General features: G+C 69.5%; 19 protein-coding genes. 16 read left to right on the plus strand and 3 right to left on the minus strand.

Annotated elements, in window-relative coordinates:
• Positions 1-750 (minus strand): methylenetetrahydrofolate reductase (locus tag VFF97_RS09325; RefSeq protein WP_325033240.1); only part of this gene is annotated, 750 nt, incomplete at its 3' end.
• Between the two features lie 342 nt (positions 751-1,092).
• Here VFF97_RS09325 and VFF97_RS09330 point away from each other — a divergent pair.
• The 9 genes from VFF97_RS09330 to VFF97_RS09370 all read left to right on the plus strand — a co-directional run bounded on the left by VFF97_RS09330 (position 1,093) and on the right by VFF97_RS09370 (position 10,008).
• Positions 1,093-2,061 carry an ABC transporter permease gene (locus VFF97_RS09330; RefSeq protein ID WP_325033222.1) on the plus strand — a complete coding sequence of 323 codons (969 nt, stop codon included), beginning with the start codon at positions 1,093-1,095 and terminating at the stop codon, positions 2,059-2,061.
• Complete coding sequence (locus tag VFF97_RS09335) at positions 2,058-2,999, plus strand: ABC transporter permease (protein ID WP_325033223.1); 942 nt, start codon at positions 2,058-2,060, stop codon at positions 2,997-2,999. Before VFF97_RS09330 ends, VFF97_RS09335 begins: the two co-directional genes overlap by 4 nt.
• Entirely contained in the window at positions 2,996-3,922 is a 927-nt protein-coding gene (locus VFF97_RS09340) for an ABC transporter ATP-binding protein (RefSeq protein WP_325033224.1), read from the plus strand. The genes VFF97_RS09335 and VFF97_RS09340 overlap by 4 nt, the downstream gene beginning before the upstream one ends.
• Positions 3,909-4,682: an ABC transporter ATP-binding protein gene (locus VFF97_RS09345; protein ID WP_325033225.1), complete on the plus strand. Its 774-nt coding sequence runs from the start codon at positions 3,909-3,911 to the stop codon at positions 4,680-4,682. Before VFF97_RS09340 ends, VFF97_RS09345 begins: the two co-directional genes overlap by 14 nt.
• A gap of 79 nt (positions 4,683-4,761) precedes the next feature.
• Complete coding sequence (locus VFF97_RS09350) at positions 4,762-6,369, plus strand: ABC transporter substrate-binding protein (protein WP_325033226.1); 1,608 nt, start codon at positions 4,762-4,764, stop codon at positions 6,367-6,369.
• A gap of 170 nt (positions 6,370-6,539) precedes the next feature.
• Positions 6,540-7,361, plus strand: a complete 822-nt coding sequence (locus VFF97_RS09355) for an IclR family transcriptional regulator (protein WP_325033227.1) — start codon at positions 6,540-6,542, stop codon at positions 7,359-7,361.
• Between the two features lie 81 nt (positions 7,362-7,442).
• Entirely contained in the window at positions 7,443-8,030 is a 588-nt protein-coding gene (locus VFF97_RS09360) for a UGSC family (seleno)protein (RefSeq protein WP_325033228.1), read from the plus strand.
• Positions 8,027-9,064 carry a hypothetical protein gene (locus VFF97_RS09365; protein ID WP_325033229.1) on the plus strand — a complete coding sequence of 346 codons (1,038 nt, stop codon included), beginning with the start codon at positions 8,027-8,029 and terminating at the stop codon, positions 9,062-9,064. Before VFF97_RS09360 ends, VFF97_RS09365 begins: the two co-directional genes overlap by 4 nt.
• Positions 9,065-9,162: 98 nt before the next feature.
• Positions 9,163-10,008 carry an SDR family oxidoreductase gene (locus VFF97_RS09370; RefSeq protein WP_325033230.1) on the plus strand — a complete coding sequence of 282 codons (846 nt, stop codon included), beginning with the start codon at positions 9,163-9,165 and terminating at the stop codon, positions 10,006-10,008.
• 41 nt (positions 10,009-10,049) lie between these two features.
• On the opposite strand, the gene VFF97_RS09375 is transcribed toward VFF97_RS09370, so the two are convergent.
• Together VFF97_RS09375 and VFF97_RS09380 are read right to left on the minus strand one after the other, a co-directional pair.
• A complete protein-coding gene (locus tag VFF97_RS09375; protein WP_325033231.1) occupies positions 10,050-10,613 on the minus strand; it encodes a MarR family winged helix-turn-helix transcriptional regulator in 564 nt (187 codons plus the stop codon).
• 106 nt (positions 10,614-10,719) lie between these two features.
• Positions 10,720-12,219: an aldehyde dehydrogenase family protein gene (locus VFF97_RS09380; RefSeq protein ID WP_325033232.1), complete on the minus strand. Its 1,500-nt coding sequence runs from the start codon at positions 12,217-12,219 to the stop codon at positions 10,720-10,722.
• Between the two features lie 218 nt (positions 12,220-12,437).
• Here VFF97_RS09380 and VFF97_RS09385 point away from each other — a divergent pair, with 218 nt between their 5' ends.
• The 7 genes from VFF97_RS09385 to VFF97_RS09415 all read left to right on the plus strand — a co-directional run bounded on the left by VFF97_RS09385 (position 12,438) and on the right by VFF97_RS09415 (position 19,835).
• A complete protein-coding gene (locus VFF97_RS09385) occupies positions 12,438-13,316 on the plus strand; it encodes a transketolase (protein ID WP_325033233.1) in 879 nt (292 codons plus the stop codon).
• The gene (locus VFF97_RS09390; RefSeq protein ID WP_325033234.1) at positions 13,316-14,278 is read left to right on the plus strand and encodes a transketolase family protein; all 963 of its coding nucleotides are present in this window, start codon (positions 13,316-13,318) and stop codon (positions 14,276-14,278) included. The genes VFF97_RS09385 and VFF97_RS09390 overlap by 1 nt, the downstream gene beginning before the upstream one ends.
• A gap of 26 nt (positions 14,279-14,304) precedes the next feature.
• Positions 14,305-15,369, plus strand: a complete 1,065-nt coding sequence (locus VFF97_RS09395) for a zinc-dependent alcohol dehydrogenase (RefSeq protein WP_325033235.1) — start codon at positions 14,305-14,307, stop codon at positions 15,367-15,369.
• Positions 15,366-16,895 carry a sugar ABC transporter ATP-binding protein gene (locus VFF97_RS09400; protein ID WP_325033236.1) on the plus strand — a complete coding sequence of 510 codons (1,530 nt, stop codon included), beginning with the start codon at positions 15,366-15,368 and terminating at the stop codon, positions 16,893-16,895. Before VFF97_RS09395 ends, VFF97_RS09400 begins: the two co-directional genes overlap by 4 nt.
• Position 16,896: 1 nt before the next feature.
• Positions 16,897-17,886: an ABC transporter permease gene (locus VFF97_RS09405; RefSeq protein WP_325033237.1), complete on the plus strand. Its 990-nt coding sequence runs from the start codon at positions 16,897-16,899 to the stop codon at positions 17,884-17,886.
• Between the two features lie 80 nt (positions 17,887-17,966).
• The gene (locus tag VFF97_RS09410) at positions 17,967-18,962 is read left to right on the plus strand and encodes a sugar ABC transporter substrate-binding protein (RefSeq protein WP_325033238.1); all 996 of its coding nucleotides are present in this window, start codon (positions 17,967-17,969) and stop codon (positions 18,960-18,962) included.
• A 90-nt stretch (positions 18,963-19,052) separates the two neighbouring features.
• On the plus strand, positions 19,053-19,835 hold the full coding sequence (locus VFF97_RS09415; protein ID WP_325033239.1) for an SDR family NAD(P)-dependent oxidoreductase: 783 nt from the start codon (positions 19,053-19,055) through the stop codon (positions 19,833-19,835).
• The last annotated feature ends 7 nt before the right edge of the window (positions 19,836-19,842 follow it).

The raw sequence follows: 19,842 nt of genomic DNA on the forward strand, positions 1-19,842 counted from the left end.
CAGCTTCACGTCACCGTAACCGGTCGCTGAGCCCGCCGAGGCGTCGGCCAGCAGCCCGGACAGGTCGGTGACGAACTTGTCGGGACCGGCCGTGCCCATGAGGTTGGTCAGGCTGAACCCGTACTTCTTCACGATCATCGCGTTCGCGCCGATTCCGAACCGGCGCGCGAACCCGAGCAGGCGCTTGATGCCGGCCGGGCCCGGGGTGCCGATGCGGATCTGCGTGTCGATGCCGCGGTCGCGGACGCCCTTGATCCACGTGAGCACCGGGTCGGTGTCGAAGGCGAACTGGGTGAGGATCACCGCATCCAGGCCCTGCTCCTTGAGGGAGGCGGACTTGTCCTCGAGGTGACGCCACAGCACGTCGTTGTTGATGTCGGGGTGGCCCTCGGGGTAGCCGGCGATCGAGACCTCGCGCACGCCGTACTTCTGCAGCAGGCCGGTGCGGATGACGCTCAGCGAGTCCGGGTACGGGCCCTCCGGCTCGGTCGGGTCGCCGCCCACCGCGAACACGTGCTCGGTCGCGCCGACTTCCTGCAGGCGGCCGAGGAACTCCTCCAGCTGGTCCTGGCTCTTCAGGCGCCGGGCGGAGATGTGCGGCACGGGGACGAACCCGAGGTCCTTCACCGCCTTCGCGGCGGTCACCCGCATGTCGAGGTCCTCATTGCCGAGGAACGTGACGTTGATCTTCGTTCCCTGCGGGATCGCGTGCGCGGCCTCTTCGAGTCCCGGCACGTCCTTCCCGGTCATCTCCAGCGAGAACCCGCTCACGAGCTCGCGAGCGGCTGCCTTGTTCTGGGCGGGGGTGATGGTGGCCACTGTGAGGTCCGTTCCTCTCGGGTAGCGCCGCTTCAGTGCGGCCGTTGTCAGATTACCTATGACCATAGGGAATGTCCATAGGTATGCATCCGCCGGCTTCCATTGAGCGGATGCCGCGCCCCTTCCGGCCGACGGAAGTCGCGTTGCCCGAGGCGAGCTTCCATCGTGTGGAAGCGGCCGTTGAGCGCGCTCGTCGCCCGCAGTGATCGTGGGGCCCGGTAGACGCGCTCACCGAGGAGCGTGTCGCGAAGGGACGGACGCCCTATGAAAGCGATGGCCATCCATTACGGACGGCTGCTCCTCTCGTCGTTGATCCTCTTCGTCGTCGTGCTGACGGTGCTCTTCCTGCTGCTGGAGATCGCCCCCGGCGACCCGATCCAGAACTTCGTGGGAGACGTGCCGATCTCGCCGGCGTTCGAGGCGCAGATCGTCGCCGCATTCGGCCTCGACCGGCCGCTGTGGGAGAGATACCTGGTCTACCTCGGGAACGTCTTCCGAGGCGAGCTCGGCTACTCGTTCGGGACGAACGAGCCCGTGCTCGAGCTGATCCTGAACCGCGCGGGCAACACGCTCGCGATCGCCGTCCCGGCGTTCGTCATCTCCACGACGCTCGGCATCGTGCTGGGCGCGATCGCGGCGCGCACGCGCAAGCGGTGGCTCGACGGCGGCATCTCGGCCGGAGCGGTCGCCCTCTTCTCGGTGCCGAACTTCTGGCTCGGCATGCTCCTGATCATCGTGTTCTCGATCCAGCTCGGCTGGCTGCCCACGCAGGGCAAGGCGCCTTACGGACAGGACGGCATCGACATCCGCTACATGGTGCTGCCCGTCATCACGATGGCCTCGACCGAGCTCGCGTTCAAGACGCGCATCATGCGCTCGTCGATGATCGAGTCGCTGGGCCAGGACTTCATCGACACCGCGCGGTCGAAGGGCCTCCCGTCGCAGCGCGTGCTGTGGCGTCACGCGCTGCCGAACGCGCTGCTGCCCATGGTGACCGTCGCCGGCTACAGCCTCGGATTCATCCTGGCCGGCTCGGTGCTCGTCGAGAGCGTGTTCGGGTGGCCGGGCATGGGGCTTCTGTTCGTCGATGCGATCCAGCGCCAGGACAACCAGGTCGTGCTGGGGGTCGCGATCTTCCTCACGATCACGATCCTGCTCGCGAACATCCTCACCGACATCACCTACGGCATCGTCGACCCGCGCTTGCGCGCCCAGTTCACCCGGAAGGCGGTCGTGAAATGACGACGGTCCAGCCAACCCCGTCGCCCGAGGCCGAGCTCGGCCTCGAAGAGCCGCTGTCGCCGGACGCCGGCACCGAGACGCTCGCGGTCGCGGCATCCGGTGGTGCTCGGCGGAACGCGGCGTGGCGCTCGTTCCTGCGCAAGCGCTCCGTGTGGGTGTTCCTCCCGCTGATCGTCGTGCTGATCCTCATCTCGTTCGTCGGCCCGTACTTCGTGGGCGACCCCGTGTCGGCGATCTACCCGAAGCTGCTGCCGCCCAGCAGCGAGCACTGGCTCGGCACCGACAACCTCGGCCGCGATTATCTCGCGCGGGTCGTCTACGGCGGCCAGGTGTCGCTCATCGTCGGGTTCTCGGTCGCGGTGCTGTGCCTCACGCTCGGCCTCGTCATCGGCGGGCTCGCCGGCTTCTACGGCGGGTTCATGGACAACGCGCTCGTGAAGGTGTCGGAGTTCTTCCAGGTGCTGCCGGGCCTCGTGCTCGCTCTCGTCGCCGCGGCCCTGCTCGGCTCGAACGTCGTGATCATCATCGTGATCCTCGGGGTCACGATGTGGCCCGGCGTCGCGAGGATCGTGCGGGCGGAGGCGATGCGCATCACGAAGCTCGGCTACGTCGAGTCGGCGAAGGCGGCCGGCTTCTCGGGCCCGCGCATCCTCTGGTCCGACGTGATCCCGAACGCGATGCCGCCCGTGCTCGTGGCCACGACGATGACGGTCGGCCGCGCGATCCTCGTCGAGTCGGGGCTCTCGTACCTCGGCATCGGCGACGCGAACCGCCCGAGCTGGGGCGCGCTGCTCAACTCCGCGCAGGCCTACATGCAGCAGGCGTGGTGGCTCGCGCTGTTCCCCGGCCTGTGCATCTTCCTCGTCGTGCTCGCCGTGAACATCCTCGGCGACGCCATGAACGACGCCCTCAACCCGACGATCGGACGAGTCAAGTGAGCGCCCCCACGATCACGGATGCCGTCGCCGACAGCGACCGCACCGACACGCAGCCCCTGCTCGAGGTCGACAGCCTGCGGGTGCACCTGCCGACGGGGGACCGCAGCGAGGTCGAGGCGGTCTCGTCGGTGTCGTTCACCGTGGGGCTCGGCGAGCGGGTGGGAATCGTGGGCGAGTCGGGCTCGGGCAAGTCCGTCACGGGTCGCGCGATCGCGGGGCTCCTGCCGACCTCGCCGCGCGTGCGGGTCGCAGGCTCGATCCGCTTCGACGGTCGCGAGATGCTGGCAGCCCCGGCATCCGCCTGGAACCGGATCCGCTCGAAGCGCGTCGGGATGATCTTCCAGGACCCGCTCACGTTCCTGAACCCGACGATGAAGGTCGGCGCGCAGGTCGCGGAGTCGCTCGGCGCCATCTCGCGTCGCGACCGCGCGGCTCGCGCGTCCGAGGTGGTGCGCTTCCTCGGCCTCGCGGGCCTCGACCAGCCCAAGCGCGTCGCGAACCAGTTCCCGCACGAGCTGAGCGGCGGCATGCGCCAGCGAGTGCTGATCGCCGTCGCGATCGCGAAGGAGCCCGACCTCATCATCGCCGACGAGCCGACGACCGCCCTCGATGCGACGGTCCAGGCCCGGGTGCTGCGCACGCTCGACGAGACCGTGTCGGAGCTCGGCACGTCGCTCATCCTCATCTCGCACGACCTGGCGGTCGTCGCGGGCATGACCGACCGCATCCACGTCATGTACGGCGGGCGCATCGTCGAGTCGGGGCCGACCGCCGCCGTGCTCGCCGATCCGCGGCACGACTACACGAAGGCGCTGCTTCGCAGCGTGCGCAGCCTCACCGAGCCCGACGTGCCGCTGTACTCGATGCCCCGAAGCCTGCGCGCGCGACTCGCGCTCGAGAGGAGCCACGATGCTCAGGACTGATCGCGTCTCGAAGGAGTTCCGCGGCCGCCGCGGCACACCGGCCGTGCTCGCCGTGCGCGAGGCGAGCATCACGGCGGAGCCGGGCCGGTTCGTCGCGATCGTCGGCGAGAGCGGCAGCGGCAAGAGCACGCTCGCCCGCCTCCTGCTCGACCTCATCCCCGCATCCGGCGGCTCGGTCACGATCGACGGACAGGACCTCGCGCGCATGGGGCGCGTCGATCGGATGCGCTTCCGGCGCACCGTCCAGGCCGTCCTGCAGGACCCCGCGGGGTCCCTCAACCCCCGCAAGCGCGTCGAGCAGGCGATCGGCGAGGTCGTGCGCCTGCACGGCATCGCGAAGGGCCGGTCGGCGGTGCGCGAGGCCGTCGTCGAGGCGCTCTCGCTCGTCGGCATGGACCCGCCCGAGCGGTACCTCGACCGATTCCCGCACGAGCTCAGCGGCGGTCAGCGGCAGCGCGTGCTCATCGCGCGCGCGATCGTGCTGCGGCCGCGCATCATCGTCGCCGACGAGGCCGTCTCGGCACTCGACGCGTCGGTGAAGGCCGGGGTCCTGCGCGTGATGGCCGACCTCAAGGATCGTCTCGACGTCGGCTACGTGTTCATCACGCACGATCTGCCCGTCGTGCGCAAGGTCGCCGACTACGTCTACGTCATGAAATCCGGCGAGATCGTCGAGGAGGGCGAGACCGACGAGGTGTTCGCCGCACCGTCGCATCCGTACACCCAGACGCTCCTCGCGGCGGCCCTCGAACCCGTCTGAGCGCGTGATCCGCACCCACGACCCCACAACCCCCGCCCGGTCGCACCCCCGCGACCGGCACAACAAGAGAGGCAATCCCGTGCTGAACCTCACCAGACGCCGTGTCGGCATCGCCGCCGCGCTCGCGGGCGCGGTGCTCGTGGCATCCGCCTGCAGCGCCGGCGGATCATCCGGAGGCGACGGAGGAGACGACGGCGCCAAGCACGACTACGTGCAGGCGATCGCCGCCGATCCCGAGTCGTTCAACGCCCAGCTCACCAACGGCGCGACGCCGTTCATGTTCGCGTCGCAGATCTTCGACACGCTCATCCGACTGAGCCCCGACTACCAGCTGACCCCGGGCCTCGCCGAGACGTGGGACGTCAGCGAGGACGGCCTGCAGATCACGTTCCACCTGCGCGACGGCGTCACGTGGCATGACGGCGAGCCGTTCACCGCCGAGGACGTCAAGTTCAACCTGGACGAGATCGTCGAGCTCCAGACGTTCGGCGCGGCGCTCGCGGAGCGCATCGCGAACGTCGAGGTGGAGGACGAGCGGACCGTCGTCGTGAACTTCTCCGAGCCGTACGGGCCCGCCATCGAGACGATCGCGGGTCAGTACATGCTCCCGAAGCACATCTACGAGGGCACCGACTACGTGACCAACCCCGCCAACATGGCGCCGATCGGCACGGGCCCGCTGCGGTTCGTGTCGTTCGAGTCGGGCAAGGAGGTCATCTTCGAGGCGAACCCCGACTACTGGGACGGCGAGGTGCAGGTCGGGCGCGTGATCTACCCCGTCATCGGCGACCCGAACAGCCGCGCGCTCGCCCTGTTCAACAACGAGATCGACCAGGCGTCGCTCGACCCGGGACAGCTCGACCAGATCCCCGGCCACGACAGCATCATGCAGATGCCCAGCGGCCAGTTCCCGCAGGACGTCACGATCATGTTCAACGCCCTGAGCGGTCCGCTGCAGGACGCCGAGGTGCGAAAGCTCGTGTTCGCCGCGCTCGACCGCGAGGCGATCACCGAGGTCGCGCTCGGCGGCCGCGGAACGCCCGCCGAGACGTTCTTCCCCGAGGAGCTCGACTGGGCCGTCAACGACGACATCCGGTTCTCGGAGCTGTATCCGAACGACATCGACGCGATCAACGAGGCGCTCGACGAGCTCGGCTACCCGCGCGGGTCGGACGGCACGCGCTTCACGCTCAAGACCCGGTACATCAGCGAGCTGAGCGAGGTGGCGTCGACGACCGAGCTCGCGCAGTCGCAGCTGCAGGAGATCGGCGTCGCGCTCGACCTCGAGGCGAGCCAGTCCGCGGTGTTCACCGACAAGGTCTACAAGGAGAGCGACTTCGAGCTCGCCTTCCTGCGCTCGACGCTGGGCTCCGACCCGAGCACCGGCATCGTCCGCTGGTACGACTGCAACCCCGACCGCAACGCCGCGTCGAACCCGTCGGGCATCTGCGACGACGAGATCCACGAGGCCGCTCTGGGCGCCTTGAGCACGAGCGACCGCGAGGTGCGCGGCGAGCACTTCCGTGCGCTGCAGGAGCGCGCCGCGGAGCTCATGTTCTACGCTCCGCTCGCGTGGTACACGGGCCACATGCCGGTCATCAACACGTCGCGCTGGGCGGGGCAGGACGACCCGGTGCCCGCGACGAACCTCATGCCGTGGACGACGATGGAGTGGATCGGCGGCTGACCGCCGGCGGCCCCGCCCCGACGACGGCGCGCGCGTCGGCCGGGCGGGGCCGCGGATCCGCTTTCCACCGAGTGGAACCACCGGCGCGGTACCGGGACCTTCCGCGTTCAATGGACCACGACGGAGTGAACCGCACGGACGGTCGCGACGGAAAGTCGCGAGGAGGACGGATGAGCGCGCCGCAGGCGAGCGAACCCCAGAAGCTGACGGCCGCGGGACGGGTTCTCGCGCTGCTGGACGTGTTCTCACGCGGGACGGGCTCGCACACGCTCACCGAGATCAGCCGTCAGTCCGGACTGTCGCTCACGACGACCCACCGGCTCGTGCGCGAACTCGTCGCGTGGGGCGGCCTCGAGATGGACGAGACGGGCCACTACCGGCTCGGCGCGAAGATGCTCAGCCTCGCGACGTCGTCGACGAGCGGCATGCAGCTGCGCGAGAAGGCGCTGCCGCACCTGGCCGACATCCACCGCCGCACAGGTCGCACGGTGCTCCTCGGGGTGCGCGACGGCGCGCACGTGATGTACCTCGAGGCGCTGCGTCCGCACGCGAACTACACGGGACAGAACCGCATCGGCGGACGCCTGCGGCTGCACGCGGGCGCCGTCGGACTCGTCCTGCTCGCGTACGCCGACGACGAGGTCGTCGACGAGTACGTCGAGAACCCGCTCAAGCGGTACACCGCCCACACGATCGGCGGTGCCGACGAGCTGCGCCGCACCCTCGCCGAGGTGCGCGAGAATCGGTACGCGATCGCACCCCGGTCGCTCACGATGGCCGCCGGGTCCGTCGCGGCGCCGATCGTGGACGCCGACGGCGAGGTCGAGGCCGCCGTCGGCATGGTCTACCTCGTCGAACGCGACGACCCGCAGCGGTTCGTCGAGCTCGTGCGCTCCACCGCATCGCGCATCTCGCGCAGCCTCCTGCAGCGGCCGGGGCTCCCGTCGCCCGCGAGCGTGGTGTTCCTGCGTCGCGAGAGCAGCCCCGACTGACCTTCCGCGGCGCGGAAGCGGGCGGTGCGGCATCCGCCTTCGTCGCCCCATAGTGGGTCGCGACGGAAGGGGAGGACGCCGATGGCTTCCACGATCATCGATCCGACGGTCAGCAGCAGCGGCTCGACGAAGAAGGGACGGATGCCGCGCGCCGCCCGCTCCGCGAGCCTCGCCGGCGCCCGCGTCGGGCTGCTCGAGAACACGAAGCGCAACGCCGCCGACCTGCTCGACGACATCGGGGAGACGCTCGTGCGCGACTTCGGTGCCGCCGAGCTCGTGCGCAAGACGAAGAAGCAGTTCGCGCTGCCCCTCACCGCCGAGGTGCTCGCCGAGCTGTCCGAGTCGTGCGATGTCGTCGTCGTCGGGGTGGGGGACTGCGGCTCGTGCAGTGCCGCGGCCGTCGCCGACGGCATCGCGCTCGAGCGTGCCGGGATCCCGACGGCCGTGATCTGCACCGAGGCGTTCGCGGCGACCTCGCAGGCGATGGCCGACCTCAAGGGCGACCCCGGCTTCCCGTACATCCTCACGGAGCATCCGGTCGCGAACCTCGACGCCCGCCAACTCGGCGACCGCGCCGCCCAGCTCGTGTCCGAGGTCGTCGCGCGCCTGACGACCGCATCCGTGTCCGCACCCCGCGCCGCCGACAGCGCCCTGAGCGTTCCCGCATGACCGGCGTCGACACGCGACCGCTCGATCCCGCGGCGGCGACGGTGGTCGCCGAGCACCTCTACGCGAACGGCTGGACCGACGGCCTGCCCGCGCTCCCGGCCACCGACGAGACCGTCGAGCGCTTCCTCGCCGAGACCGACCGCGACCCCGACGACGTCGTCGCGCGTCACCTCGCGCTCGACCGCGCGGTCACGGTGCGCGACGTCGCGGTGCACGCGATCATGGCCGGATGCCTGCCGGAGTACTTCCCGGCGGTGCTCACCGCATGGGATGCGCTCGCCGCGGACCGCGCCGCGAACGGGGGCGGGTGGCAGAGCACGAGCGGTCCCGCACCCCTCGTGATCGTGAACGGGCCGCTGCGCGACAGGCTCGACGTCAACTCCGGGGGCGGCGTGCTCGGTCCCGGCTTCCGCGCGAACGCGACGATTCCGCGCGCGATCGGGCTCACAGTGCGCAACGGCTTCGGCATCCGCCCCCACGGTTTCGAGCAGGCGACGCAGGGGCTCCCCGGCCGCTGGACCATGGGCATCGCCGAGGCCGAGGAGGCCAGCCCCTGGGAGCCCTTCTCGGTCGATGGGGGACTCGAAGCCGGCGACGACGCGGTGAGCGTCATGCTGCTGCGCACGTGCGAGTTCGTCGACAACCGCCACTTCACCGACCCCGTGCAGGTGCTGCGCGACTTCGCCGACACGATCCAGCGGTCGGGCTCGTGGATCTTCCGCCACTCGTGCGTCGGCATCCTCATGAACCCCGACCACGCGCGCGTGCTCGCCGAGGCGGGCATGTCGAAGCAGGACGTGCGCGAGTGGCTCGTCGCCCACAGCGGCAAGACCGAAGCCGAGCTCGCCGCGGTCGGCAAGGGGCTGAGCCGCCTTCCCGACGGGCCGTTCCCGCCCGACCACTTCCACCCGGTGTTCGCGGATGCGTCGCCCAAGAGCCTCCCGATCATCGTCGCCGGCTCGCCCAACGCCGCGATGTCGATGGTGTTCCGCGTGTTCGGTGAGTGGTCGGGCCGCTCGTTCCCGGTGCGCTGAGGCGCGGCATCCGCTGATTTCCGTCTTCCGCCCGGCGGACGAGCGCGCCCGCGCGCCTGGGCGATCGACCACGATGAACCCGAGGAGGATCACACCGCATGACTGACGACACCGAATGGGTCACCCCCGTCCAGGATCCGCTGGCGACGCAGACCGAGCCATGGCTCACCGACAAGGTCGCGATCGTCGCAGGAGGAGGGCTCAGCGGCCCCGAAGGAGGTGTCGGATTCGCGATGGCGTGGCTCTACGCCCGCAACGGCGCGAAGGTCGCGATCCTCGACAACGACCCGCGCGCGGCGGAGCGCACGGTGAAGGCCCTGCGCGAAGCCGGCGCGGAAGCCGAGTCGTACATCGTCGACCTCACCAACGACGCCGCGGTCAAGACGGTCGTCGACTCGGTGTACGAGCGCTTCGGCCGCATCGACGTCGTGGCCGACTCGATCGGCGGCGCGGGCATCGAGGGCATCTTCGAGACGACCGTCGAGGCGTGGGACTTCGCGATGGAGCTCAACCTCAAGTCGGCCTGGTATCTGCTGCGGCACGCGCAGAAGCACATGACCGAGGGCGGCGCCGCCGTGCTCATCTCGTCGGGCGCCGCCGAGGGCCGCGGACCGGGACTGCCCTACAGCATCGCGAAGGCCGCGCTCGAGAAGCTCGCGCAGGGCGCCGCGGGCACGCTCGCGCCCCGGCGCATCCGTGTCAACGCCGTTCGGGTCGGCATGATCTGGGGCGCGTTCGCGGCCAAGGGCATGACCGAGGAGCAGCGAGAGATCCGCCGGCAGAACGTCGCGATGCAGGTCGAGGGGAACAACTGGGACATCGCCAGCGCTGCCCTGTTCCTGACGACGGATGCCTCGCGCTGGGTCACCGGACAGGTGCTCGCCGTCGACGGCGGAGGCTTCGCGATGCGCTTCGCCGGGGCGGCGGGCCAGAAGAAGGAGTGAGCCCGAAGACGGGCTGAACGAAGGAGCCCTCTCTCGCGGCGTCAGCGCGCCGCGGGTGAGGGCTCCGGCTTGTGTGCGGGCGAGGTCTCGTCGTCGAGCGCCTCGTCCAGAAGCTGCGCGTCCCGCAGCTTCTGGAGCATGTCGGTGAGCAGCTTGTTGAGCTTGCGCACATCGGACTCGGACATGCCCTCGAGGATGATCTCCTGCCCGCGCATCGAGACGGGGAGCATGAGGTCGTGCATGCGGGCGCCGTCCTTCGTGAGGCACATCGGCCGTGAGCCGCGTGGACCGTCGAGCAGCACGATGAGCCGTCGCGCCACGAGCGTCGAGACGCTCTTGGACACGACCGCCTTGTTGACACCGATGAAGTCCGAGATCTCGGTCGCCGAGATCCCCGGCCGAAGCGCGACCGCGGAGATCACGCGCCAGTCGTTGGTGCCCAGGCCGAACCGGCGGCGCAGCTCGGTCGACTCGCGCCACACGAGCGCGTTCGACAACAGCGCGAGCAGGCGCGGCGTGAAGCCTTCGGGGTCGATGACGTCCTCAAGCGGTTCGGTGACGAGGTCTTCCCCGGCTGCGCTGTCGATGTCGCGCTCGCTGGTCATGCCGCTCCCTTTCGGCGCATCACGGCGCCTGCGTCTATGAGAAGTTTTCCAGAAAGAGGCGGGATCCGACCGCTCCGGACGGATCCCGCCTCTCAGGGTCGATCGGTCAGTGTGCCATCGCCGCGAGCGCCTCGGGGTCGAGCACGGCGATCGAGCGGGTGTCCTGGAACGACCGGACGCCCTCGATGCCCTGCTCACGCCCGATGCCGGACTGCTTCATGCCGCCGAACGGGGCGCGCAGGTCGCAGCGGGTCGCGCCGTGGTCGTTGACCCACACGTAGCCGCACACGAGCTGCGAGCCCACGCGCTGCGCCGCCTCGGGGTCGGCGGTCCACACCGAACCGCACAGTCCCGCCCACGTGTCGTTGGCCGCACGGACGGCCTCCTCCTCGGTGTCGAACGGGATGATCGGGATCACCGGGCCGAACTGCTCCTGCGTCACGACGCGCAACGACGGGTCGGGGTCGACCACGATCGCCGGGCGGAGGAAGTTGCCGCCCGCGAGGTCGCCGCCGGGAAGCTCACCGTACTCGCGCACCTCGGCGCCCGAGTCCTTCGCCTCCTGGATGATCTCCTCGACGAACGCCTTCTGCGCCGGCGAGTGCAGCGGTCCCATGGTCGTGCCCTCGTCGAGCCCGTAGCCGAGCTTGACGTTCTGCAGGCGAGCCTCGAGCCCGGCGACGAGCTCGTCGAGGCGCGAGCGGTGCACGTACACGCGCTTGGCGTTCATGCAGATCTGACCGGTGGTGTCGAAGATCGCCGCGTACAGACGGTCGAGGTGGGCGTCGTCGATGATGGCGTCCTCGAGGAAGATCGCCGCGTCGTTGCCGCCGAGCTCGAGCGTCACGCGCGTGAGCGACTTGGACGCCATCTCCATGATGCGCTTGCCGCCGTTGACCGAGCCGGTGAAGCAGACCTTCGCGATGTCGGGGTTCTGGATGAGGCCCGACATGTTCTCGTCCTTGCCGCTGATGACGTTCAGCACACCGGCGGGCAGCTTCTCGGCGACGCGCTGCACGAGGCGGGCGGTCGCGAGCGGGGTGGTCGGCGGGACCTTGACGATCGCGGTGTTGCCCGCGAGCAGCGCGTGCGGCAGCGAGGCCGCGAGGATTGCGATCGGCCAGTTGAACGGGACGATGATCGTGACCACGCCGAGGGGCTGGAAGGCGACCTCGGTGTTCACGGGGATCGCGCCGGGGATGGCCGGAAGCGTCTTCGACGTCTCGACCTCGTCCTTGAGCGACAGGGCGAGGTTCCAGCGCAGCTCGAACACGAGCGCGTCGACCCAGGCCTCCATGCGGACCTTGCCGTTCTCCTGCGACAGGATGCGGGCGTCCTCGTCACGGTCGTCGGCGATGCCGGCGATCGCGTCGGCCATCGCCTTGGCGCGGCCTTCGGCGCCCAGCGCCGCCCACGCGGGGTAGGCGGCCTTGGCTGCGGCCACGGCATCCGCCACGTCCTGCGGCGACGCCGACGCCGCCTCACCGACGATCACTCCCGGTTTGCCCGGGTCTGCGACCTTGAGCACCTCGTCGGTGAACCGCTCTTCACCGCCGATGAACAAGCCGGTCCGCACAGCCGTGGCTGTGTCCACTGTCTGCGACATCGAATGCACCTCTCTGTGACGTGAGTCGTGCGGCTCGCCCCAAGCTCGCCGCGTGTAAACAAGTTTAGGTACGTTCCTGTTTACATGTAAAGCAGAGAGTGCTACGTTCCTGTTCACGTCACCCGCAGAGGTGCGGGAGATCTGGGATCGAAGAGTCGACGAGGACCCGGCGAATGGGGACCTCGGCGACATCGGAGTCATCGACGAGGAGGCAAGCGATGGGCCGGACACCCCTGGCCGGAACCGACCAGCGGCACAGCGTGGAGGAGCTCGAGGATCTCGCCTTCGAGCTGCGGCAGAAGCTGCTGCACCTGTGCGGCACGTACGAGGGCGCGGTTCACATCGGCGGCGATCTGTCGGCCGCCGACATCTTCACGGCGCTGTTCCACTACGGGCTGAACGTCGACCCGAGCGACATCGCGAACCCCGAGCGCGACCGGTTCGTGCTGAGCAAGGGGCACGCGGCGGTGTGCATGTACATCGCGATGGCGATGCGCGGGTTCTTCTCGTACGAGGGCATCGTCGAGACGTACGGCCAGCTCGACAGCGCGTACGGCATGCACCCGTGCAAGGTGCAGCTGCCCGGCGTCGAGTGCTCGACCGGCTCGCTCGGCCACGGCCTGCCGCTCGCGGTCGGCATGGCGCTGAGCGCGCGTCACCGCGGCGACGACCACCGCGTCGTGTGCCTGCTCGGCGACGGCGAGACCGGTGAGGGCTCGGTGTGGGAGGCCGTCATGGCCGGCCGCAGCAACCGGCTCGGCAACCTCGTCGCGTTCGTCGACCGCAACCGTCAGCTCATGACGAGCTTCGCCGAGGAGCGGGTCGTCTTCGAGCCGTACCCCGACAAGTGGCGCGCCTTCGGGTGGAACGTCGTCGAGATCGACGGCCACGACATGTCGCAGCTCGTCGCCGCGATCGACGCGCTGCCCGACCCCCACAGCGACATCCCGACGGTCGTGATCGCCGAGACCGTCAAGGGCAAGGGCGTCGACTTCATGGAGCGCAACCTCGCGTGGCACGCGGGGTCGCTCGGTGCCGAAGACCTCGAACGCGCGCTCGCCGCGCTCGCCGCCTCGCGTGAGAAGGAGACCGTCTGATGCCTGTGACCTTCACTTTCGGAGAGATGCTCTCGGCGCGATCCGTCATCGGATCGACGCTCGCCGAACTCGGCGCCGACTACGACAACCTGTGGGTGCTCACGCCCGACATCGGCGCGACGCTCGTCGAGTTCCGCGACACGTATCCCGAGCGGTTCCTCGACGTCGGCCTCGCCGAGCAGGCGTGCGTCGGCATCGCGGCCGGCCTCGCATACGACGGCAACATCCCCGTCGTGTCGGGCATGCTGCCGTTCCTCTCGATGCGCGCGCTCGAGCAGATCCGCACCGACGTCTGCTACCCGAACCTGCCGGTCAAGATCATCGGCACGCACGGCGGCCTCGTCGGCAACGGCGGCTCGACGCACTACGCGGTCGAGGACCTCGCGCTCATGTGCGCCCTGACCAACATGACGGTCACCTCGATCGGAGACCCGCTCATGGTGGGTGAGGTGATCCGCCAGTCGATGACGATGCAGGGCCCGATCTACATCCGCCTCGCGGTCGGCAAGAAGGACATGGTCCTCTACGAGCCGGGTCAGCACGAGGTCCGGATCGGCAAGGGCATCGTCGCCCGCGAGGGCACGGATGCCACGATCTTCACCCACGGCACGACGGTCGCCCAGGCGCTCCAGGCCGCGGAGGAGATCGCGCAGGACGGGCGCTCGGTGCGCGTCGTCGACATGTTCACGCTGAAGCCCATCGACGAGGACCTCATCCTCCGCTGCGCGGAGGAGACGGACGGCCGCTTCGTCGTGCTGGAGGACCACCTCGCGTACGGCGGTCTCGCCTCGCGCATCGCGGACGTGCTGACCGACCGCGGCGTGAGCCTCAAGGCGTTCGAGCGCCTCGGCATCCCGCAGGTCTACGCCGGCTTCGGTGAGGACGAGCAGCTGCGCGACAAGCACGGCTACGGCCTCAAGGACACGATCGCGGCCACGCGCCGCGTGCTCGCCGCCTCCTGACCGATCGAACTCCACCGGAGAGTCGAATGAGAACAGTCGCTGTCACCAAGATCGGGAGCCTGCGCGATCCCGACGAGAGCACGCGCGGCCGCATCGGAGTCGTGGACTTCCCCGAGCAGCCGCTCGGGCCCGAGGACGTGCGCATCCGCGTCGCCTATGCCGCGATCTGCGGCTCCGACCCGCACCTGGCCGAGGGCTTCTTCGGCACGGATGTGCCGATCGGGCTCGGCCATGAGCTGTCGGGCGTCGTCGAAGCGCTCGGAGAGCGCGCGACGCGCAACGGCCTGCGGGTCGGCGACCGCGTCGCGGGCAACTTCCTTCGCTTCTGCGGCACATGCCGCCCGTGCCAGGAGGGCAAGCAGCAATTCTGCGAGAACATCCAGGAGTACAACCGCCCCGGCATGGCCGAGACGGTGACATGGCACGAGTCGCAGGTGTACAAGCTGCCCGACGACGTGTCGCTCCTGAAGGGCTGCCTGCTCGAGCCGACGTCGGTCGCGGTGCGCATCGCCGACAAGACGAACATCAAGGTGGGCGACCGCGTCGCGATCTGCGGCGGCGGTCCGATCGGGCAACTCGCGCTGCAGGTGCTCAAGATGCACGGGGCGACCTCGCTCACGCTCATCGAGCCGATCGCGGATCGCCGCGAGATGGCGCTGCGCCACGGCGCCGAGCACGTGATCGACCCCGTCGCCGAGGACCAGCAGGCCCGCGCCGACGAGATCACGGGCGGCCGCGGCTACGACGTCGTCGTCGACGCGTCGGGCTCGCCGCGCGCGGTGCGGGGGCTCCTCGACATCGCCGCGAAGGGCGCCACCGTCGTGTACGGGGCGATGTACCCCGAGACGTTCGAGATGCCGCTCAACCTGTCGGACTACCTGTACCTCAAGGAGCTCACGCTGACGGGCGTGTTCGTGTCGCCGTACGCGTTCCCGCGGGCGCTGCAGATCCTGCCGCACCTCGACGTCGACGAGCTGACCCGCGCGGTGTTCCCGCTGGAGGGCGCCGTCGAGGCGTTCGAGGCGCACGTGTCCGGCGCGCATCCGAAGGTCGTCATCCGGTGCAACGAGCTCGAGGCGGTGTCATCGTGACGATCACCGAGGAGGAGCCGCCCGTGGTGGTGGCGGCGCCGCCGGCGCTCGAGGCGGTCGACATCGTCAAGAGCTTCGACGGCGTGCACGCGCTCAAGGGCGTGCGGCTGTCGGTGCAGCCCGGAGAGATCCACGCGCTGCTCGGCGAGAACGGCGCGGGCAAGTCGACGCTCATCAAGATCGTCACGGGCCTGTACAGCCCCGACTCGGGTGAGATCCGCCGCGGCGGCGAGACGGTCGAGTTCGCGAACGTGCGCGCGGCGCACCAGGCGGGCGTCGTCGCGCTGTATCAGGAGCTGTCGATCGTGCCGACGATCTCGGTCGCCGAGAACGTGCTGCTCGGCGAGCAGCTGCCCAGCCGCGCCGGCATCGTGAAAGGGCGTGCGCTGCGCCGCCGTGCGGGCGAGCAGCTCGCGCGCCTGCAGCAGAAGATCCCGCTGCGCAAGCTCGCTGGCGACCTCTCGCCGGTGCAGCAGACGATGGTCGCGGTCGCGCGAGCGCTCGCGACGGATGCCCGTGTGCTGATCCTCGACGAGCCGACGGCGTCGCTCACCGAGACCGAGATCCGCGAGGTGTTCGCGGTCCTGCGGGCGCTGCGCGAGGAGGGCGTCGCGATCGTGTACGTGTCGCACCGCCTCGAGGAGGTCTTCGAGCTGTGCGACCGGCTCACGATCATGCGCAACGGCGAGACGATCGTGACCAAGAACGTCGCCGACACGACGATCGACGAGGTCATCTCGACGATGGTGGGCCGCTCGGCCGACTCGCTGTACCCCGAGCGTGGCACCGCGACGAAGGACGTCGTGCTCACGGTCGAGCATCTCAACGGGCGCCGTGTGAAGGATGTCTCGTTCCAGGCGTACGCGGGCGAGGTGCTCGGCATCGGCGGGCTCGCCGGCTCCGGCCGCAGCGAGCTGCTGCGGATCCTCGCCGGCGCGCAGGGTCACAAGGGCGGCACGATCACGGTGGGCGGGGTGCCGCTGCGCCGTCGCTCCGCGGTGGGCCGGATGCTGGATTCCGGCGTCGCCCTCGTCCCCGAGGAGCGCCGCAGCCAGGGTGTGCTGCTGGGCACCTCGATCCAGGACAACATCGCGCTCGCGAACCTCGGCTCGGTGAGCCGTGCCGGCGTCGTCTCCGGTCGCCAGATCGCGCAGATGGCCAAGCGCGGCATGGCCGACCTTCAGATCAAGGCGCGCAGCCCGAAGCAGACGGTCGGCGAGCTGTCGGGCGGCAACCAGCAGAAGGTCGTGCTCGCCAAGATGCTCGCGCGCCGCCCCAAGGTCCTGCTCATGGACGAGCCGACCCGGGGCATCGACGTCGGCACGAAGGCCGAGATCTACCGCCTGATCCGCGAGCTCGCGGCCCAGGGCACAGCGGTCATCGCGGTCAGCTCGGAGCTGCCCGAGCTCATCGGAATGAGCGACCGCATCCTCATCATGCACGAGGGCTCGATCTCCGGGGAGGTCGCCGCCGAGGGCGCCGACGACGAGATCCTCCTCTCCTACGCCTACGGAAGGTCGGAGTGACATGACCACTCAGAAGGAATCGACCACCACCACCGCGGTCGTGGTCCAGCAGTCGAAGGCGGCCGGCCGCCTGCTCATCAGCGGCGGCACCGTGGTCGCGCTGATCCTGCTCATCCTGTTCTTCTTCTTGATGCGGCCCGACACGTTCCTGTCGTTCGTGAACGTGCGCAACATCCTGTACCAGATCTCGATCCTCGCGATCATCGCGGGCGCGCAGACGATCGTGATGGTGCTGGGTGACTTCGACCTGTCGGTGGGCGCGACGTCGAGCCTCGCGGGGGCCGTCACCTCCGTCCTCCTCCTGCAGGAGAACGGGCTCGGGGTGGCCCTCCTCGCGGGTCTCGCGGTGGGCCTCATCGTGGGCCTGGTCAACGGCATCCTCATCGCCTATCTCAAGATGTCGGCGTTCGTCGCGACGCTCGCCACGATGACGTCGGTCATCGGCCTCGGGTATCTCGTGACCGGGGGCACGACGGTGTTCGGCATGCCGGCCGAGTTCAACCAGCTCGGCCAGGGCCGGTTCCTCAACATCCCGCTGCCCGTGTACTTCGCGGTCGCGATCTCGGTGCTCATCTGGGCGGGGCTGCGGTTCACGACGGTCGGACGCCGCTGGTACGCGATCGGCGGCAACGTCGAGGTGGCGCGCCTCTCGGGCGTCAACGTGCGGTTCGCGCGACTGCTCGCGTTCACGCTGGCCGGCATCATCTCGGCGATCGGCGGCATCCTGCTCGCGGCACGCCTCGGCAGCGCCGCCGCCGAGCAGGGCGGCGACAACACGCTGTTCTCCGTCGCCGCCGTGTTCCTCGGCATGACCGTCATCCGCTCGGGCGCGGCGAACCTCGTCGGCACGATGATCGGCGTCGCGATCATCGGCGTCATGAGCAACGGCCTGAACATCCTGGGCGTCAACGCCTACGTGCAGCAGGTCGTCACCGGTCTCATCATCATCGCGGCGGTCACCCTGTCGTCGCTCAAGACGCGGGAGACATAGCGATCTCCCTCGGGCCGCGCGGCGATCCCGCAGGCCACCCATTCCCTCAACGACAAGCGCAATCACAAAGGAGTAGACACGTGCGTAAGCAGTTCAAGGTCGCGGGGGCCCTTGCCGCCGCGGCGATCCTGGCACTGACCGGATGCTCGAGCTCGGGCGCCGCCGGCGGCAACGGCGGAGGCGACGACGACGGCACGTTCAAGGTCATCGCGTTCACGTCGGGCAACCAGACGCCGGTCGGCGCGTGGTGGGTCAAGGCGGTCACCGAGAAGGCCGAGGAGCTCGGCTGGGACCTCACGATGATCCAGGGCGACTTCGACTTCCAGAAGATGAACCCGGCGGTCGAGAGCGCGATCGGCCAGGGCGCCGACGTCATCCTCGACGGCTACACCGACGTCTCGTCGATCGCGTCGATCGTGACCGCGGCGAAGGACGCCGAGATCCCGATCTTCGCGATGGACGCGGGCACCGAGGAGACGGATGCCTTCGTCACCAACATCACGACCGACCAGCAGGCGATCGTCGACAAGACCGTCGAGGGCATCGGCGACGCGATCGGCGGCCTCGAGGGCAAGACCGTCATGGTCATCGGGCACGACCCGCACGCGGGCATCCGCTACCGCTCGCGCCTCGCGATCGAGGCGTTCGAGGCGGCGGGCGCCACGATCGCGGGCGGTGAGATCCAGCAGGTGACGAGCCCCGCGTCGGGTCGCACCGAGGCGCTGAACTTCGTCGCGGACTACCTGTCGGCCAACCCCGGCGGGCTCGACGCCGTGTGGGCGGGCTGGGACGACGCCGCGCTCGGCGCCGCTCAGGCCCTCGCGGAGGACGAGTCGACCGCCGTTGTGACCGGCGTCGACGCGCTCGCCGAGACGATCGCGGCGATCGAGGCGGGCGGCAACATGCTCGCGACGATCGAGCAGCCGTGGCCGACCGTGCTCGACATGCTCGTCGAAGACGTCGAGAAGTACCGCGAGACCGGCGAGCTGCCCTCGAAGCGCTTCGTCGCCGTCGACGTCACGCTCGTGACGAAGGAGAACGCGGCCGACATCACCCCGTCGGACAAGCTCGGCTGACCGGGCTCCGACACGCGGGGGCGGATGCCGCGGCATCCGCCCCCGCCCCATCAACGCAGACACCCCCAACGCAGAGAGAAGAGGAACCCCATGCGCCTGGAAGGCAAAGTCGCGCTCATCACGGGAGGCGCGAGCGGAATCGGTCTCGCGACCGTGCGGAAGTTCGTGCGCGAAGGCGCGAAGGTCATGATCGCCGACATCAACCTCGAGCACGCGGAGGCCGCGGCATCCGAGATCTCGCGTGAGGGCTTCGAGGGCGCCGTCGCCGCCGTCCGCGTCGACGTGTCGAAGTACGCCGAGGTCGAGGCCGCCGTCGCGCGCGCCGTCGAGGTGTTCGGCAAGCTCGACGTCATCTTCAACAACGCGGGCATCGCGGGCGGCCGTCCGCTGCTCGAGCACGACCCCGCCAAGGACTACGAGCCGATCATCAACATCGACCAGCACGGCGTGTACTACGGCATCCTCGCGGCGGGCCGTCAGTTCCGCGACCAGGGCACAGGCGGCGTCATCATCTCGACGTCGTCGATCTACGGCGAGCAGGCTGCCGAGCTGTCGTTCACGTACAGCGCCGCGAAGGCCGCGGTCATCTCGTTCACGCGCTCGGCCGCGTACGAGCTCGCGGAGTACGGCATCCGCGCCGTCGCGATCACGCCCGGCCGCGTCGCGACCCCGATCATCAACCAGTTCAGCGACGAGCTGAAGGCCACCTTCGCGGCCGAGCAGCTGCGCAACAAGCTCACCGAGCCCGAGGAGATCGCGAACGTCGTCGCGTTCCTCGCGTCGGACGAGGCCAACGTCATCAACGGCACGGTGGTCAGCGTCGACGACGGCTACTCGGTGTTCAAGCAGCGCCTCGACCTGCCGGTGTTCTGATCGGAGG

It is taken from the genome of Microbacterium sp. (genome assembly GCF_035687345.1).
GTDB lineage: Bacteria > Actinomycetota > Actinomycetes > Actinomycetales > Microbacteriaceae > Microbacterium.

Bases quoted from the DNA above. Each gene is read 5' to 3' on its own strand.
- VFF97_RS09355 (WP_325033227.1), top strand. From the start codon at position 6,540: ATGAGCGCGCCGCAGGCGAGCGAACCCCAGAAGCTGACGGCCGCGGGA.
- VFF97_RS09390 (WP_325033234.1), top strand. From the start codon at position 13,316: ATGCCTGTGACCTTCACTTTCGGAGAGATGCTCTCGGCGCGATCCGTC.
- VFF97_RS09360 (WP_325033228.1), top strand. From the start codon at position 7,443: ATGGCTTCCACGATCATCGATCCGACGGTCAGCAGCAGCGGCTCGACG.
- VFF97_RS09375 (WP_325033231.1), bottom strand. From the start codon at position 10,613: ATGACCAGCGAGCGCGACATCGACAGCGCAGCCGGGGAAGACCTCGTC.
- VFF97_RS09380 (WP_325033232.1), bottom strand. From the start codon at position 12,219: ATGTCGCAGACAGTGGACACAGCCACGGCTGTGCGGACCGGCTTGTTC.
- VFF97_RS09405 (WP_325033237.1), top strand. From the start codon at position 16,897: ATGACCACTCAGAAGGAATCGACCACCACCACCGCGGTCGTGGTCCAG.
- VFF97_RS09330 (WP_325033222.1), top strand. From the start codon at position 1,093: ATGGCCATCCATTACGGACGGCTGCTCCTCTCGTCGTTGATCCTCTTC.
- VFF97_RS09415 (WP_325033239.1), top strand. From the start codon at position 19,053: ATGCGCCTGGAAGGCAAAGTCGCGCTCATCACGGGAGGCGCGAGCGGA.
- VFF97_RS09345 (WP_325033225.1), top strand. From the start codon at position 3,909: ATGCTCAGGACTGATCGCGTCTCGAAGGAGTTCCGCGGCCGCCGCGGC.
- VFF97_RS09395 (WP_325033235.1), top strand. From the start codon at position 14,305: ATGAGAACAGTCGCTGTCACCAAGATCGGGAGCCTGCGCGATCCCGAC.
- VFF97_RS09335 (WP_325033223.1), top strand. From the start codon at position 2,058: ATGACGACGGTCCAGCCAACCCCGTCGCCCGAGGCCGAGCTCGGCCTC.
- VFF97_RS09365 (WP_325033229.1), top strand. From the start codon at position 8,027: ATGACCGGCGTCGACACGCGACCGCTCGATCCCGCGGCGGCGACGGTG.
- VFF97_RS09385 (WP_325033233.1), top strand. From the start codon at position 12,438: ATGGGCCGGACACCCCTGGCCGGAACCGACCAGCGGCACAGCGTGGAG.
- VFF97_RS09370 (WP_325033230.1), top strand. From the start codon at position 9,163: ATGACTGACGACACCGAATGGGTCACCCCCGTCCAGGATCCGCTGGCG.